Genomic DNA, 15,545 nt, shown 5'->3' on the forward strand with positions numbered 1-15,545 from the left:
CCCATGGCTCCGTCCGTTCCCCCGTCGGCCCGTCGTTCGCGCCTCGACGCACTCGCTTCGCGCGTCGAGACGACCGGCGACCGACCGACGCTCGCGGTCGAGTCGCCGTACGACGCGCGGACGCTCGGGTCCGTTCCCGCCTGCGCGCCCGACGACGTCGAGTCGGCGTTCGCCCGCGCCCGCGAGGCCAAAGCGGAGTGGGCAGACCGACCCCTCGGCGACCGAATCGCGGTGTTCGACCGGTTCCACGACCGCCTCCTCGACGAGAAGGCCGACGTGTTGGACCTCGCGCAGGCCGAGACGGGGAAGTCCCGACTCGACGCCCACGAGGAACTCGTGGACGTCGCCGACACGGCCCGGTACTACGCGAACCACGCCGCCGAGTACCTCGCCAGTCGGCGGCGGAGCGGCGCGGTACTCCTCCTCACGCGGACCGTCGAACACCGCCACCCCGTCGGCGTCGTCGGCGTGATATCGCCGTGGAACTACCCCATCACGCTCGCCGTCTCCGACGCGATCCCCGCCCTGTTGGCGGGGAACGCCGCAGTGCTGAAACCCGACGAGGCGACGCCCTTCACCGCCCTCCGCCTCGCGGAACTCCTCGTCGAGTCCGGACTGCCCGCCGACCTCCTCCCCGTCGTGACGGGCCGCGGCCCCGAACTCGGCGAGACGGTGGTCGCTGAGTCCGACCACGTCTGCTTCACCGGCAGCACCGAGGTGGGTCGCACCGTCGCCGAGAACGCCGGGCGGCACCTCACGGGCTGTTCGCTCGAACTCGGCGGGAAGAACCCCCTCTTGGTCCTCGCCGACGCCGACGTGGACGCCGCCGCCCGCGGTGCCGCCCGCGGGTGCTTCGCGAACGCGGGGCAGCTCTGCATCTCCGCCGAACGGGTGTACGTCGATTCCTCGGTCCGCGAGGCGTTCCTCGACGCGTTCGTCCGCGAGGCGCGGCGGTTGTCGCTCGGCGCGAGTTACGACTACGACGCGGATATTGGCTCTCTCGCCTCCGAGGCGCAACTGGAGAAGGTGCAGTCGCACGTCGAGGACGCCAGAGAGAAGGGCGCGACGGTCCTGACGGGCGGTCGCCGCCGCCCCGACGTGGGACCGTACGCCTACGAGCCGACCGTGCTGACCGGCGTGACGCCGGAGATGACGCTCTCCGGCGAGGAGACGTTCGGCCCCGTCGCCGCCGTCTACGAGGCGTCGGGCATCGCCGACGCCGTCGAACGCGCGAACGAGGGACCGTACGGCCTGACGGCGAGCGTCTGGTCGGCGGACACGGCGCGGGCCGAACAGGCCGCCGCCCGAATCGAGGCGGGGTCGGTGAGCATCAACGACGCCTACGCGGCGGCGTGGGCGTCGCTCGACGCGCCGATGGGCGGGACGGGCGACTCCGGCCTCGGCCGCAGGCACGGCGAGGAAGGGATGGTTCGGTTCACCGAGGCCCAGACCGTCGCCACCCAGCGCGGGGGGCCCATCGTCCGCCCCGAGGGCGTGCCGAGACGCCTCTGGGCCGGGCTGATGGAGGCGAACGCCCGCGTCTTGAAGTGGCTCACCTCGCTCACCCGCCGCTGACCGGCGGGAACAGCGCCAACTCGTCGCCGTCGGCGACGGGGTCGGAGAACTCCGCGGCGCTCCCGTTCCGCAGGAGGTTCACGTGCTCTTTCAGCTGCCCGTCCTCGTCGAGAACTCGGTCGCCGAGGCCGTCCCGGTCGTCGAGGAGTGCGTCGAGCGCGTCGCGCACCGTGGCGTCCGAGGAGACGCGAACGTCCGTCGTTCGGTCGCCCGCCGCCTCCGCGAGGTCCGCGAACATCTTCCAGCGCACCGTAGTCATGGTAGTACCTCTCCCGGGCGGGAAAATGAGGGTTGCGCCCGCGGCCGAACGGTCGGGGGTCCGCCGGCGCGGGAGCGGAGTCGGTCAGTCGTCCGCCGCGGGGGCGTCCGCCGCCGACCCCGCCGTTGCCGCGGCCCGGCGGGAGACGCGTCGAATCGCCTCCGGTCTGGCGACGACGTAGAGCACGTCCCCCGGGCCGAGCGACCGGGAGCGCGACGGAATCGCCTCGACCGTCCCCTCTGCGGGCTTGACGGCGACGACGGTGGCGTCGGTGTCCCTGAGCGTCAGTCCGTCGAGTTCGCTCCCCGCCTCGACGGCGACGGACTCCATCGTCTCGTCGGCGGCGCGGAGGAGCGACCCGAACTCGCGTTCCGCGCCGGGTTCGTTCGGGAGCGTGAGGATGCGGTATGACTCCTCGGGGTCCAACTCGGCGGCGTCCCGTTCGTCTAAGACGACGGTGGCCACGTCGCCCGCGGCGGCGCGGAGTTCCGCCGTCGCCGCCCGTTCGGGCGTCCCGTCGTCCCCGACGCGCCACAGTTGGACGGCGTCGCCCGCACTCGCCCCGGCACCGGGGTCCGCGCGGACCGCAACCGCCGCCGTCCCCGGTGCCAGCGTCGGCCCGATGCCCGCGGCGCGGCGGCCGACGGCGAGGTAGGCGACGGTGCCGCCCTTCGCCAGTTCCACGTCCACGTGCCCGACGCCGTAGTCCGTCTTCAGACGCTCCGTGAACCGTTCGATCAGTTCGCCGTCGCGGAGGCGGCGGGGGAAGAGCAGCGTCTTGCCCGTCAGCGCCTCCTTGCGGTCCTCGGTGACGGGTTCGTACCCGTCGATATCGCCGATGTCGGCGGCCGACTCGGGGAGTTGGATGCCGCGGACGCGGCCGACCGTGCGGACGAGTCGGCTCACCTCCGCGTCGATTTCGCGCGCGCCGGCGACGGCGAATACGTCGGTGGCGATGCGGTCGCCTATCGCGAGTCCCGTCGGCGCGACGAGGACGGCCAGCCCGAGTGCGGCCACGTTCATCGCCATCGTCGTCGGTTCGAACACCGCGGCCGCGGAGGCGGCCGGGTCCGTCGCGGCCCTGAACAGGCCGACCGCCTGCCGCGGGACGGCGACGGCGGACCCCGCGAACATCGCGGTTATCCACGCGGGGATGCGCTCTTTGGTGTACCAGCGATAGACCACCGCTATCGCGGCGGAGACGACCATGGCGAGCAGACCGAGGCCGAGTATCTCGCCGACGAGGAGCCCCAGTTCCGCGTCGATGCCGAAGTCTTCGAGGCCGAGTTGCGGGAGGGCGCTCACGCGACCACCTCGGCGAACGCGTTGAGGTCGGTGGCGCTTCCGACCGCGATCAGGTCGTCGCCCGCCTCGACCCGTTGCTCGCCGCGGGGGGCCAGCGACCACTTCCCGTCGCTCCGGACGGCCAGCACCGCCACGGAGAACTGGTCGCGGACGGTCGCCTCCCCGAGCGTCGAACCGTCCAGCGCGCCGCCCTCGCGCACGGTGAGTCGGCGGAAGCGCTTGCCCGCGCGGCGGAGCAGGTTGACGAGTTCGAACTCCCTGCGGACGCCGCGGGAGCGAACGACGAACCGGTCCACGTCGGCGGAGACGAGGCGGGTCGCGGCCTGCCGGTCGACGGCCAGCGTCGCGCGGCACTCCCCGCCCGCGGCGGTCGAAACCGTCTCCAGGGCGGGAACGCCGGCGTCGGCGTCGGCTCCGCCGTCGGAACGCAGTCCCGACGAGGTCTGCTCACGGGCGCTTTGCGCCCGTTCGCACGGTCCGCGGGACCCTTGGTCCCGCGCTACTCGCGACCCGCCGGGTCGCTCACCGCCGTCGGTGACGGCCGCGTCGTCGCTCGGTTTCGGGTCGGATTCCCTCGCCTCGTCGTCCGCGACGCCGAGCACCGTCGCGTCGAACTCGTCGCCGTCCGCGACCACCGTCACCTCGTCGCCGCGGGCGACCCCCGTCGGGACGAGTGCGGTCACCGACACCGCCCGCTTCCCGGTGGCGAGTCGCTTCGAGAGTCCGCTCATCGGCGGCGCGGCGGCGACCGTCGCCCGCGCCCGTTCGTCGAGCGTCACCGACACGTCCGCGAGGTCGAACTCCGTCCGGAGGCGGTCCGCGAACCGCGTCTCCAGTTCGTCGAGGGGGAGGTCGGCGGGGAACGGCCACTCGCCGGTCGAAATATCCTCCCGGAGGTCCGAAGAGAGCGGGGGGTACCCCTCCACGTCGGACACCTCGCCGACGACGGTGACGCGGACCTGCCCGTGGTTCCCGACCAACTCCACGACGTCGGCCGAGAGCGTTCGCGCGCTGAACCGGCCGAAGGAGAGTCGGCGCGGAATGTTCGCTCCCATCTTGTCCCCCTGCGCGTGCGCGTACAGCGTCGCCATCAACACGACGAGGAGGGCGACGGTGAGTCGCGCCTGGTTCTCGGACGCGGTGAGGGAGGGGTCCGCGAGGGCCAACAGGCCGCCGTTGAGGCCGGCGATGGCGACGCCGAGGCCCACGACCGCAAGACCGGGGATGGTGATGCCCGTGAAGTACCTGAAACCGAACCCCAGCGCCCACGCGATGAGGGCCGGAACGAACCCCGTGAGCGCCCCGAGATAGAGTCCGTAGAGCAGTTCGATGGGGAGTGACGCCATACGACGTACGAATTCCCCGGACTGATTACTGTTTCCGTATGCCCGGCGCGCCCGACGCGGCGGTTCGACGGCCTTTATAGCGGGGGACCGTCACGAAGGGACATGGCTCCCGAATGGGCGGGCAAGTACGCGCGGTGGGTGGGCACCCGCGCGTCGTTCGTCTCGACGCTGCTCGTCGGGATTCTGGCCGTCATCACCGGCCTCGCCAACATCGGCGCGGGATTCGGCGGCAGCGTCGTCGTCTTCGGCATCACCGTCCCCGGCGTCGTCCGCCAGATAACGGCGTTCACCGGGACCATCTCCGGGTTTCTGCTCCTCCTGAGCGCGTTCGGCCTCCGCCGCGGACTGCAGGCGGCGCTGTACGCCGTCCTCGCGCTCCTCCCGATTACGGTGGCGCAGTCGGTGCTGCAGTCCACCAACCGCTCGATTCCGCTGTTGACGCTCTCTGTCGTCACGTTCGTCCTCGTACTCCTCAACCGGAGGTCGTTCGACCGCGATCTGGACGTGACGACGACGCAAGTCGCGGCGCTGAGCGCCCTCGCCGGGTCGCAGGCGTACGGCACCATCGGGACGTTCACCCTCCGCGAAGAGCACTTCGACGGCGTCAACACCCTGCTGGACGCGTTCTACTTCTCGCTCGTCACGGGCAGCACCGTCGGCTACGGCGATATCACGCCGCGCACCGCCGTCGGCGAACTGTTCACGCTGTCGATGCTCGTGCTCACCGTCTCGTCGTTCGCGGCGGTGGCCGGCGTCGTCCTCTCTCCGCTCATCGAAACGCGACTCTCGAAGGCACTCGGACGCATGACCCAACAACAACTCGAACTCCTGGAGAACCACGTCCTCGTCCTCGGCTACGGGGACCTGACGGAACCGATACTCGAAGAGCTCTCCGGCCAGCGCACCGTCGTCGTCGTGACGCCGAACGAGGAACGCGCGCGCCGCCTCACCGAACGGGGGTACACCGCCCACACGGGCGACCCGAGCGACGAGCAGACCCAACGGACCGCGCGGATAGAGACGGCGGCGGCCGTCGTCACCGCGACGAACAACGACGCCGAGGACGCCCTCGCCATCCTGACGGCGCGGGAACTCAACCCCGACGTGACCATCGTCGCGGCGGTGACCCAACGCGAGAACGCGGACAAACTGAAGCGGGCCGGCGCGGACACCGTCATCAGCCCCATCTCGCTCGGGGCGCACTTCCTCGCGGAGTCCGCACTCGGCGGCGAGAACGTCGAGGAACTCGAACGCCGCCTGTTGGGCGACGCCTCGGCTGACACGGACGGCGGGTCGAACGCGCCGTCGGAGTGAACGGCCCGACGGGAGGGGTGTTCGGTTACGGGTTCCCGCGGTTGAACACCGCCACGTCGCAGTCGGCTTCGTGGATGCGCCGGAACGTGGGCGGCGAGACGAACCGCGACGCCGCCGACCGTTCGTGGCTTGACCCGATGACCAACAGGTCGTAGCCCGCGGCGTTGGCGCGGACGAACGACGACACGTCCGACCGCGACACCCGCGTCTCTATGGGTCCGTCCACCGTCTCGACGACGTTCGCGAGGCGACTCTCCGCGGCGCGACGCTCCATCTCGTTGGAGATGCACGTCGTGACGCTGACGATGCCGCCCCGGCGCGCGAGCCTCGTCGCGAAGTCTATCATCGCGTGGGCCGTGTCGCCCGGCCGCGCGATGAGGACGAGGATGCGCCGCCACCGCCGCGTCTCGGTCGTAGAGCGGAACGCGACGGCGTCCAACGGACCGCCGAATACGCCGCGGACGTAGTTCGAGAGCACCCCGCGGTCCTCCTCGTACGGCGTCACCACGAGGTCGCAGTTGGCGTTCTCGGCGGTTTCGAGCGTCGTCGGAACCGCCTCCCCGGCCGCGACCACGACTTCGCAGGGGACGCCGACGCGCGTCCGTATCTCGGAGGCGCACGACTCCAGTCGCTCTATCGCCTCGTCGGCCTCCCGCGACCGGAGGTCCTCCTCTTTCGTCGGTCCGGCGGCGTCCAACTCGTCGCCCTCGCCGCCGTCCGTCTCCGCCGAGTCGTCCCCCTCCGCGACCCGTTCCGGCGGTACGATGTCGAGGAGGACGACCTTTCCGGCCTCGTGGGCGGCGGCGAGGCGCGCGCCGAACATCGCCGCCGCTCTGGCCGTCTCGCCCCGCATCGGCACCAGCACGTGGTCGTCGCCGTGGACCGTCTCGTAGAGGTACCGCGCGCGCTTCTCGTAGAACCGCGACCGCCAGACGAGGAAGACGAGGGCGACGATGGACGACGACAGGAAGATGCTCACCACGTACGACGCGGGGTCCACCTCCCGCGAGACGAGGGTGAGAAGCGCCGTCGAGAACGCCGACGGCACCTCCACGTCGGCGACCCACGTCACGACGCCGGTGAGCAAGACGGCGAGGGCGGCGCTCTCGGGGTGGACGAGCGTGCCGTTCGTCGGCCCGTACAGCAGTCGCCCCGCCTCGAAGGCCGCCAGACCGCAGAGCGCCCCCGCCGTGAGGCCGGCGACGAACTTCTTCGGGTCCGCGTACCGGCCCTCGGGGTCGGAGAACAGGGTGTACGTCCCCGACGCGAGGGGCGGAAACAGGAGGAAGTAGAACTGGGGGACGACGTTCGAGAGGTAGGTGACGAACGCGATGAGGAGGGGGACGAGGACGACGACGATGAGGTGAAGCAGGTTGTTCGTGTTCTGCACCCACCGGCGGAACTCCGACGCCTCTCGTCGCTCGAACCGCCGCAGTCGGCCGACGAGGACCGAGAGCCGCGAGAGGAGGTGCCGGAGGCGACTCATCCTACGCGAGCGTCGTCACCGCGTCGAGCGTGAGCGAGATGGCGCGTTCGACGTTGTTCTTCGCCTTCTCGGGGAGTTCCTCGTCGGAGTCCGCGCCCTTCTGGGTCCCCTCGACGAGGTTCCCGTCCACCGTGCAGATGGCCCCGGCGCGCATCCCCTTGCGGCGCGCGAGGGCGAACACCGTCGCCGCCTCCATCTCAATGGCCAGCAGGTTCGCGTCCTCCCAGTCCTCGACGAACTCGTCGGACTCGTTGTAGAACGCGTCGTCGGAGACGATGGGGCCGACGTGGACGTCCTCGTCGTTGGCCTCGGCGGAATCGACGAGGGCCGTCAGCACCTCGTAGTCCGGCACGGCCGGGTAGACGGCGGACTCGTAGCGCTTCGAGGTGCCCTCCTCCTTGGCTGCGCCGGTGGCCACTATCATGTCGCCGATTTCGATGCCTCGCTGAAGCGCGCCGATGGTGCCGACGCGGATCACGGTGTCGACGCCGACGCGCGACAGTTCCTCGATGGCGATGGCGGCGGACGGACAGCCGATACCCGTCGAACAGATGGTGAGCGGGACGCCCTCGTACGTCGCGTTCACTATCTTGTACTCGCGGTTCGCCGAGACTTCCTCGACGTCCTCGCACTGGGCGGCGATTCGGTCCACGCGCCCCGGGTCGCCCGGGACGAGTGCGATGTCGTTGACGTCTCCCTCCGACACGAGCAGATGGGGCTGTTTTGCCATACTGCCGTCGTCTCGTGTCTGGGTCAAAAGCGCCGCGGTCCGGGACTCCGCGAGGCGCGGTTTCGGGGGACGGAGGGACGTTCCTCCGCCGCGGGGTCACGCTCGAACGGCGATAGTGGTCCGTTAGGGTGAGTTTAATCGAATCTAACGTGTGGTCGGGTTCGATTACCGGTTCGTATCTTGTAGGTAACTAACTGGGTTCCCCCCAGAGGTGTACGTGGCCGTCGGGCACCATCCGCGGCCGTCGGACGATGGAGTCGGCGGTGGAACGCCCCCCTCGTTTCACCCCCTCGCCGCTCCGCAGAACGGTGCGGCGGTTTCCGTCGGTGCGGCGAGTGCGACTCGGACTGCGGTCGGCAACGGGTCACCCTCGACCCGTCCCCCACCCTCACGTCCCTTCCCGCCTCCGTGGTCCGGGCCGCGTCCCGCGGATGGGCGCGACGGCACACCCGTTCCCCCTCTCGAACATGGACGCTCCGTGTCGCGGCATCGGTCGCGTCTCGCGCGCCGCGACTCCCCCGAAATTCCCCCTTTTCCGTCCCCTCGTCCGCGACGCTCGGCGGTTCGAACCTCACAGTCTGAACCGTTCGGTTCGAACCGCGCGGCTCAGACCGCGGCCGTCAGGAACGGCGCGACGAGGACGAACCCCGCGCCGAAGACGAGCGACGACCGGAGCCACTGGCCGCAGACGGCCGTCGAGCGCTCCTCGTAGATCGACCGCCCGGCGCGCGGGAGGACGAGGTGGGCGAAGAACGAGTAGATGAACAGGACGACGCCGACGACGGCGACGACGTGCGGGACGACGCCGACGCGGCCCACGACCGGTCCCACGGGGAGGAGAAGCGCCAACACCAGATAGAGCAACGCGTACAGCGTCCCCGCGAGGACCCCCACCGCGTGGTGGACGACGTTCGCGCCGAGGAATCCCACGTCCTCGGGCGAGATGCGCAGGAGGACGGCGGCGGCGACGTAGGCGGGGGTGAACCCCTCCTCCTGTCGGACCATCGCAACGTCCATGGCGAACGACGCCACGAGACCCGCGAGCGCACACAGAGCGACGAAGAGCGGTGCCTCGCCGGGGTCGAACAGGCCGACGACGGCGAGGGCGACGGGGTGCATTCGTCCGAACGAGGCGACGGCGGCAGATAAGGGCACGGTTCCGTTCCGGCCGCTCTCGCCCTCAGTCGCCGAGGAACGAGCGAACCCGCTCGCGGGAGAGGCTCCCCTGCGAACCGGGGGAACAGGAGACTATCGCGCCGCACGCGTTCGCCACCGCGAGGGCGCGTTCGAAGTCCGCGCCGTCGGTCAACGCGGAGAGGAACCCCGCGGCGAAGGCGTCGCCCGCGCCGGTGGTGTCCACCGCGTCGATGGGGTAGCCCGGGTGTGCGGTTCTGCCGTCGTCGTGTCGCACCTCCGCGCCGTCGGGGCCGTGTTTGATGACGAGGGTCTGCTCGTCCAACTCGAAGGCGTCCAGCGCCAACCCGGCCTCGCGGTCGTTGAGAAACAGGTAATCGACGGTCGAGATGGCCGTCGAGTAGGCTCGCTCGCCGATGCGCCGTCCGGGGTCGAAACTGACGGGGACGCCGGCGTCCCGCGCCCGTCGCGCGAGTTCCGTCGCCGTCTCGGGTCGCTGACTCGTGAGGTGGAGGTGGTCGGCGCGTTCCAGTTCGGCCGCCGGCAGGTCGTCGGCGTCGAACGCCTCGTTCGCGCCGGCACAGCCCAGAACGATCACCTCGCCGCTGGGTTCGACGACGATGTGCTTCGTCGCCGTCTCGCCGCCGGGGACGGTGACGACGTTCTCGCAGTTCACGCCCGCGGCGGCGAGGTCCTCGCGGGCCGTCCGGCCGTGGTCGTCGTCGCCGACGCTCCCGAGGAGCGACGCCTCCTCGTCGAGTTCGGCGAGTCCGCGGGCGACGTTGGAGGCGCTTCCGCCGCCCGACGCGCCCCGGGACTCGACGGACGCCTCGCCGTCGGGTTCGGGGAGGGCGTCGACGCGAAACAGCACGTCCCAGTTCACGTGACCGGCGCAGACGATGCGGGACATCTGCCGATGGGTCGCCCGCCGCGCGTAAAAACGCTCGCGTCGGTGGGAGCGACGCGGAACGACCGTCACCTCGCGCACCCGCGCCCGCGTCGGGACTCGGGGGCCGCCGGGCCTCAGGCGACGGTGAAGAGAAGCAGGTTGTGCGCGCCGGGGCCGAGGCCCACGGCCGCGACGAACCCGAGGAGGAGGAACCCCTCGGTGGGGTCCTCGCGCACGTAGTCGGCGAACAGGGAGACGACGCCGCAGACGACGGCGAGTTTCACGAGGACGAACAGCCACCCCCCGCCGAGGTACGGGTCCGTCGGGAGTCCGTGGGCGAACTCGATGATGAACCGCGAGAGCGGCGTTCGCTCGCCGAAGCCGAGGAGGTCCACCCCGACGGCGGTGGAGACGGCGTCGAGGCTGTGACCGAAGACGGCGAGGCCGCCCACCGCGCCCGTCGCCGCCGCGGGCGGGTACGCGCGGACGAGAACCTCCCACGCGGCGGCGGCGACGACGACGGAGGCGGCCAGTCCGATTACGGGGACGGACGGCGAGAGCGTCCCGCGCGACGCGCCGGCGAGGAGGACCGCCGCCGACGCCGCGAGGGCGAGACCCCCGCCGACGCCGCCGAGGACGCGGGCCGCGGAGTCGTCACCGTCCGCCTCGTCCTCACCGCCGAAGCGCGCGTCCGCGGCCACCCACGTCGCCACGCCGAGGATTGCCACCGTGACGTAGACGGCGGGTGTGCCCGCGAGGGGGCGGACGACGCCGGGGAGCGAATCGAGGACGTAGAGGACGTGCAGCGCCGACCCCAGAACCATCCACGGCGCGAACGCGAGGATGCGGCGGGGCGTCACCGCCGGGCGTCGCCGGTACGCCTCGCGTCCGACCTCCGCCGCCGCCACGAAGAGGAGAGCGAGGTACGTCGGCGGCGGGAGCGAGAACCCTTCCGGAAGTATCGCCATGGCGGGAGGGCGCGGGGGCGGCGTGAAAGCCTTACGGAAGGTCGCCGAAAGCGTCGTATGGTCTCCGACGGCGACGACTCCCCGACCGAAGTCGAATCCAGCCTCCCCGAGTTCAGTCCCGGGTAGGCGGTGCTCTTCATGCTCCTCGGAAGCCTGGCGACGCTCGTCGTCCTCGTCGCCCTCGGCGCGCTATCGGCCGAGTTCGTGCAGTCCGCGGTGGTTCCCCTCGGCGCGTTCGCGATCGGGGTCGCCGTCGTCTGGTGGGTGCTAGAAACCCTCGGCGGGCGGTGAGCGGCCCCGCTCCGGCGAGTCGGCGCGCTTTTGACCCGCCGAGTCGTCGCCTCGCGCATGGACCGAACGGAGTTCGCCGCCCGCATCGACCACACCGTCCTCGGCCCGGAGACGACGCCCGACGACGTGAAACGGGTGTTAGACGAGGCCGACGAGTACGGGATGAACGCCTGCATCCCGCCGTGTTACGTCGCCGAGGCCGACGCGTACGCGCCGGACGTGACGCTTGCGACCGTTATCGGCTTCCCCCACGGCCAGCACTCGACGGCCGCGAAGCGCGAAGAGGCGGTGGACGCGTGGCGAAAGGGGGCCGACGAACTCGACGTGGTCGTCAACGTCGGCCGACTGAAGGCCGGCGAGGACGACGCCGTGAGAGAGGACATCGCCGAAGTCGTCGCCGCCGTGCCGATTCCGGTGAAGGTCATCATCGAGACGGCCCTCCTGACCGACGGGGAGAAGCGCCGCGCCTGCGAGGCGGCCGTCGAAGCCGACGCCGACTTCGTGAAGACCTCCACGGGGTTCGCCGACGGCGGAGCCACCGCGGAGGACGTGGAACTGATGGCCGAGTACCTCCCCGTGAAGGCGAGCGGCGGCGTCGGATCCTACGAGGAGGCGACGGCGATGTTCGAGGCGGGCGCGGAGCGAATCGGCGCGTCGTCGGGCGTCGAAATCGTCTCGGGACACCCCGACTTCTGACGCTCCGTCCGGTTACTCATTCGAGCGCGTAGATGCGCGACTCTGCGCCTTCCGCCGAACCCGAGCGTCGGCGACCCGTAGACGCCGCCGTCGAGTTCGCGTTCCCACGCGACGTCGCCCGACGCGGCGTCGAACGCGCGAACTCGGTGGGCGCGGTACCGTCGGGCGCGTAGTTGGCGTTCGCGGCGTCGTGACCGAACGACCGCCACGAGGGGTCGTCGCCGGCCTCCGACGCCGCTTCGTCGCCGCCGGCCGAGAGACAGCCGGAAACCGCACACAGAGACGGCGCTCCGCCCGCGCGGAGCACGTCTCGTCTGGAAACCGTGGAGGGCATCTGACTCGTATCACCACGGCCGAAGTAGATCTCTTCTGTAACGTCTCCCCTTCTCGGCCGTCGGGCCGTACCGTCGCGCTTTTGGCCGCCGAGGCGATATCTCACGACGACCGAATGGCCCGATACCACATCGAGACGTACGGCTGCACCTCGAACCGCGGCGAGAGCCGCGCCATCGAGAGCGCGCTCCGCGACGCGGGCCACTACCGCGTGGACGGACCCGAGGAGGCCGACGTCGCCATCATGAACACCTGTACGGTCGTGGAGAAGACGGAGCGGAACATGCTCCGCCGGGCCAAAGAGTTGGAGAAGGAGACGGCCGACCTCATCATCACCGGCTGTATGGCGCTCGCGCAGGGCGAGGAGTTCCGCGAGGAGGACGTGGACGCCCAGATTCTCCACTGGGACGACGTGCCGACGGCCGTCACGAACGGCGAGTGTCCGACGCCCGGCCCCGGCGTCGAACCCGTCTTGGACGGCGTCGTCGGCATCCTCCCCATCGCCCGGGGCTGCATGTCGAACTGCTCGTACTGCATCACGAAGTTCGCCACCGGTCGCGTCGACTCGCCGTCCGTCGAGGAGAACGTCGAGAAGGCCCGCGCCCTCGTTCACGCCGGCGCGAAGGAGATCCGCATCACCGGCCAGGACACCGGCGTCTACGGCTGGGATGAGGGCGACCGGAAGCTGCCCGAACTGCTGGACCGCATCTGCTCGGAGATAGACGGCGACTTCCGCGTCCGCCTCGGCATGGCGAACCCCGGCGGCGTCCACGGCATCCACGAGGAACTCGTCGAGGTGTTCGCCGAACACGAGACGTTGTACAACTTCATCCACCTGCCCGTCCAGTCGGGTTCGGACACGGTGCTGGAGGACATGCGCCGCCAGCACCGCGTGGACAAGTTCGTCGAGATAGTCGAGACGTTCGACCGGAAGTTGGAGTACTGGACGCTCTCGACGGACTTCATCGTCGGCTTCCCCACCGAGACGGACGCCGACCACGCCCAGAGCATGGCGCTGTTCAAGGAAGTCCGCCCGGAGAAGGTGAACATCACGCGCTTCTCGAAGCGTCCCGGCACGGACGCCGCCGAGATGAAGGGCCTCGGCGGCACCGTCAAGAAGGAGCGCTCGAAGGAGATGTCCGAGTTGAAGATGGACGTCGTCGCCGAGGCGTACGAGGCGATGGTCGGCGAGACGCACGAGGTGATGGTCGTCGAGGAGGGCACCGGGGACTCCGTGAAGTGCCGCGACGAGGCGTACCGACAGATCATCGTCCAGAACGCCTCGGAGCGCGGCGTCGAACCCGGCGACTTCCTCGACGTCGAGGTGACGAGCCACCAGACGGTGTACGCGTTCGGGGAACCCGTCTGAGCGGTTCGGCGTTCCGGCTCAGAGGAGGAACGTCCCGAGGAAGCCGACGGCCGTCGCCAGCGTGACGGACGGCCCCGCCTGTCGGTAGGCGTCGGGGTAGATTTCGCCCGCGAGCGACGCCAGAATCGCGCCGCCGGCGAACGCTCGGACGCCCCCGAGCCAGAACTTCGGCAGGGGCGGGATGTACCAGTAGCCGAGTAGCACCGACCCGCCGACGACGAGTGCCGTGACGGCCCACGCGGCGAACGTCTTTCCCTCGCCGCGGTGTTCGGACATGTTCTTCCCGGACATCATCGACTGAGAGCCGTTGGTGACGACCAACGCGAACAGGAACGCCATCGCGCCCGAGACGTTGCCGACAAGGAGCGACCCCATCGCCGCGTTCTCGGGGACGCCGTCCGTCGTGACGCTGGCCCACAGCCCCCACCCCTGCTCTTCGGACTCGTCGTCCGACATCCGGTCGATGAGGATGTCGAGGCCGCCGAACGTGCCGACGCCGAGGAGGAAAAAGCCCGACGCGGTCCACTTGCCGATGTTCTCCACCGCCGGGTCGTACAGTTCGAACGCCAACGAGACGACGAGCGACCCGCCGCCGACGGCGAGGAGTATCGCCTGCCACCGCTCGTTCGGTTCGGCCCAGACGCCGACGGACGACCCGACGACGAGCGAGACGGCCGAGAAGACGGCGTAGAACCACGGATTGGAGAGCAACCCCCCGAGGAGGTTCCCCGAGTTCGATGCCTGAGCGGCGACTGCCCCGGAGAGTGTGCGGGTCACTGCCACGGATTAATGTAGTCGGAGCGAACCTTTGTCCGTTTCTGCCGACGAGGTGACCGCTCGCTCGTCCGCCACGTCGCCAAACGCGGGCTGGCGGGCGGGCGAGACGCGTTACGATCCGTTCACGTCGAGGACCACTTTCCCGGTGAGGCCGCCCTCCTCGACCATCTCGTGGGCCTCGGCCACGTCTTCCAGCGGTAGCACCGAGTCGATGACCGGTTCGAGTTGGCCGCGTTCGGCGAGGCGGCGCAGGCCGTCGAGGTAGTGGCGGGCGCGTTCCAGGAAGAGGAGGTGGACGGTGAAGTTCTTCTGGTAGGCCGCGCCCCACTCGCCCTCGGGTTCGAGGATGGTTATCATCCGGCCGTGCGGCCGCGTGACCGCTGCGCTCTCGGCCAACGTGTCGCCGCCGACGGTGGTGAACACCGCGTCCGCGGGTTCGTCGAACTCCGAGTCCATCACCTCGGCGAAGTCCTCGGACTCGTAATCGACGGCGCGCGCCGCGCCGAGTTCCTCCGTCTGTTCGACCGTCTTCGGACTCGCCGTGGCGACGACCTGCGCGCCCGCGGCGTCGGCGATTTGGACCGCGTGCGCGCCGACGCCGCCCGCGCCGTGAATCAGCACCGTCTCGCCCGCGCCCACGTCGCCGCGGGTGACCATCGCCTCCCACGCGGTGCCGCCCGCGAGGGGGAGGGCCGCCGCCTCGGTGTGCGAGAGGTTCTCCGGCTTCCGGGCGACGATGGACTCGTCGGCGGTGTGGTACTCCGCGTAACTGCCCCGTTCGCCGAATATCTCCGGCGTGTAGAACACCTCGTCGCCGGGTTCGAAGTCGGTCACCGACTCGCCCACCTCCTCGACGACGCCCGAGACGTCGTAGCCGATGACCGTCGGCGGCGAGATGCCGGCCCACGACCCGGCCTGCCGAATCTTCGTGTCCACCGGGTTGACCGACGAGGCGTGCACCGCCACGAGAACCTCGGTCGGTTCGGGCGACGGTTTCTCCACGTCGCGCCGTTCGAAGACGTCGGTGCCGCCGAAGTCCGTGATGACCATCGCGTCCATGCGCGAAGGGACGG

General features: G+C 70.4%; 16 protein-coding genes. 5 read left to right on the forward strand and 11 right to left on the reverse strand.

The features are described from left to right. Positions 1–3 precede the first annotated feature (3 nt). Positions 4–1,575, forward strand: coding sequence for a succinic semialdehyde dehydrogenase (locus tag ACZ522_RS07410; RefSeq protein ID WP_379693381.1), 1,572 nt, complete (start codon positions 4–6; stop codon positions 1,573–1,575). Here ACZ522_RS07410 and ACZ522_RS07415 read toward each other — a convergent pair. The 3 genes from ACZ522_RS07415 to ACZ522_RS07425 all read right to left on the reverse strand — a co-directional run bounded on the left by ACZ522_RS07415 (position 1,562) and on the right by ACZ522_RS07425 (position 4,485). Next, positions 1,562–1,825: a ubiquitin-like small modifier protein 1 gene (locus tag ACZ522_RS07415; protein ID WP_379694545.1), complete on the reverse strand. Its 264-nt coding sequence runs from the start codon at positions 1,823–1,825 to the stop codon at positions 1,562–1,564. The two genes, ACZ522_RS07410 and ACZ522_RS07415, sit on opposite strands and share 14 nt — an antisense overlap. A 93-nt stretch (positions 1,826–1,918) precedes the next feature. After that, positions 1,919–3,139: a DUF8167 domain-containing protein gene (locus ACZ522_RS07420; protein WP_379693379.1), complete on the reverse strand. Its 1,221-nt coding sequence runs from the start codon at positions 3,137–3,139 to the stop codon at positions 1,919–1,921. Beyond that, entirely contained in the window at positions 3,136–4,485 is a 1,350-nt protein-coding gene (locus ACZ522_RS07425) for a potassium channel family protein (RefSeq protein WP_379693377.1), read from the reverse strand. The genes ACZ522_RS07420 and ACZ522_RS07425 overlap by 4 nt, the downstream gene beginning before the upstream one ends. A 102-nt stretch (positions 4,486–4,587) precedes the next feature. Here ACZ522_RS07425 and ACZ522_RS07430 point away from each other — a divergent pair, with 102 nt between their 5' ends. Further along, the gene (locus tag ACZ522_RS07430) at positions 4,588–5,799 is read left to right on the forward strand and encodes an NAD-binding protein (protein ID WP_379693374.1); all 1,212 of its coding nucleotides are present in this window, start codon (positions 4,588–4,590) and stop codon (positions 5,797–5,799) included. A gap of 25 nt (positions 5,800–5,824) precedes the next feature. Here ACZ522_RS07430 and ACZ522_RS07435 read toward each other — a convergent pair whose 3' ends face one another. From ACZ522_RS07435 to ACZ522_RS07455, 5 genes are all read right to left on the reverse strand, one after another. Beyond that, the gene (locus ACZ522_RS07435) at positions 5,825–7,285 is read right to left on the reverse strand and encodes a universal stress protein (RefSeq protein WP_379693372.1); all 1,461 of its coding nucleotides are present in this window, start codon (positions 7,283–7,285) and stop codon (positions 5,825–5,827) included. 1 nt (position 7,286) lies between these two features. Further along, the gene (locus ACZ522_RS07440; RefSeq protein WP_379693369.1) at positions 7,287–8,015 is read right to left on the reverse strand and encodes a nucleoside phosphorylase; all 729 of its coding nucleotides are present in this window, start codon (positions 8,013–8,015) and stop codon (positions 7,287–7,289) included. Positions 8,016–8,621: 606 nt separating this feature from the next. Then, positions 8,622–9,134: a hypothetical protein gene (locus tag ACZ522_RS07445; protein WP_379693366.1), complete on the reverse strand. Its 513-nt coding sequence runs from the start codon at positions 9,132–9,134 to the stop codon at positions 8,622–8,624. 61 nt (positions 9,135–9,195) lie between these two features. Beyond that, on the reverse strand, positions 9,196–10,059 hold the full coding sequence (locus ACZ522_RS07450; RefSeq protein WP_379693364.1) for an ATP-dependent ribose-1-phosphate kinase: 864 nt from the start codon (positions 10,057–10,059) through the stop codon (positions 9,196–9,198). Positions 10,060–10,172: 113 nt separating this feature from the next. Continuing rightward, complete coding sequence (locus ACZ522_RS07455) at positions 10,173–11,006, reverse strand: DUF63 family protein (RefSeq protein ID WP_379693361.1); 834 nt, start codon at positions 11,004–11,006, stop codon at positions 10,173–10,175. 138 nt (positions 11,007–11,144) lie between these two features. Here ACZ522_RS07455 and ACZ522_RS07460 point away from each other — a divergent pair, with 138 nt between their 5' ends. Beyond that, positions 11,145–11,297 carry a hypothetical protein gene (locus tag ACZ522_RS07460; protein ID WP_379693358.1) on the forward strand — a complete coding sequence of 51 codons (153 nt, stop codon included), beginning with the start codon at positions 11,145–11,147 and terminating at the stop codon, positions 11,295–11,297. 57 nt (positions 11,298–11,354) lie between these two features. Next, positions 11,355–11,993, forward strand: coding sequence for a deoxyribose-phosphate aldolase (gene deoC / locus ACZ522_RS07465; RefSeq protein WP_379693355.1), 639 nt, complete (start codon positions 11,355–11,357; stop codon positions 11,991–11,993). A 16-nt stretch (positions 11,994–12,009) separates the two neighbouring features. Here deoC and ACZ522_RS07470 read toward each other — a convergent pair whose 3' ends face one another. Further along, positions 12,010–12,327 carry a hypothetical protein gene (locus tag ACZ522_RS07470; protein ID WP_464391800.1) on the reverse strand — a complete coding sequence of 106 codons (318 nt, stop codon included), beginning with the start codon at positions 12,325–12,327 and terminating at the stop codon, positions 12,010–12,012. Positions 12,328–12,441: 114 nt separating this feature from the next. Here ACZ522_RS07470 and ACZ522_RS07475 point away from each other — a divergent pair, with 114 nt between their 5' ends. Continuing rightward, a complete protein-coding gene (locus tag ACZ522_RS07475) occupies positions 12,442–13,695 on the forward strand; it encodes a tRNA (N(6)-L-threonylcarbamoyladenosine(37)-C(2))-methylthiotransferase (protein WP_379693350.1) in 1,254 nt (417 codons plus the stop codon). A gap of 18 nt (positions 13,696–13,713) precedes the next feature. Here the strand turns inward: ACZ522_RS07475 and ACZ522_RS07480 are convergent, their stop codons facing one another. Beyond that, positions 13,714–14,478, reverse strand: a complete 765-nt coding sequence (locus ACZ522_RS07480) for a ZIP family metal transporter (RefSeq protein ID WP_379693347.1) — start codon at positions 14,476–14,478, stop codon at positions 13,714–13,716. Positions 14,479–14,583: 105 nt separating this feature from the next. Continuing rightward, a complete protein-coding gene (locus ACZ522_RS07485) occupies positions 14,584–15,531 on the reverse strand; it encodes a zinc-binding dehydrogenase (protein WP_379693344.1) in 948 nt (315 codons plus the stop codon). Positions 15,532–15,545: the final 14 nt, after the last annotated feature.

Source organism: Halopelagius fulvigenes (assembly GCF_055398025.1).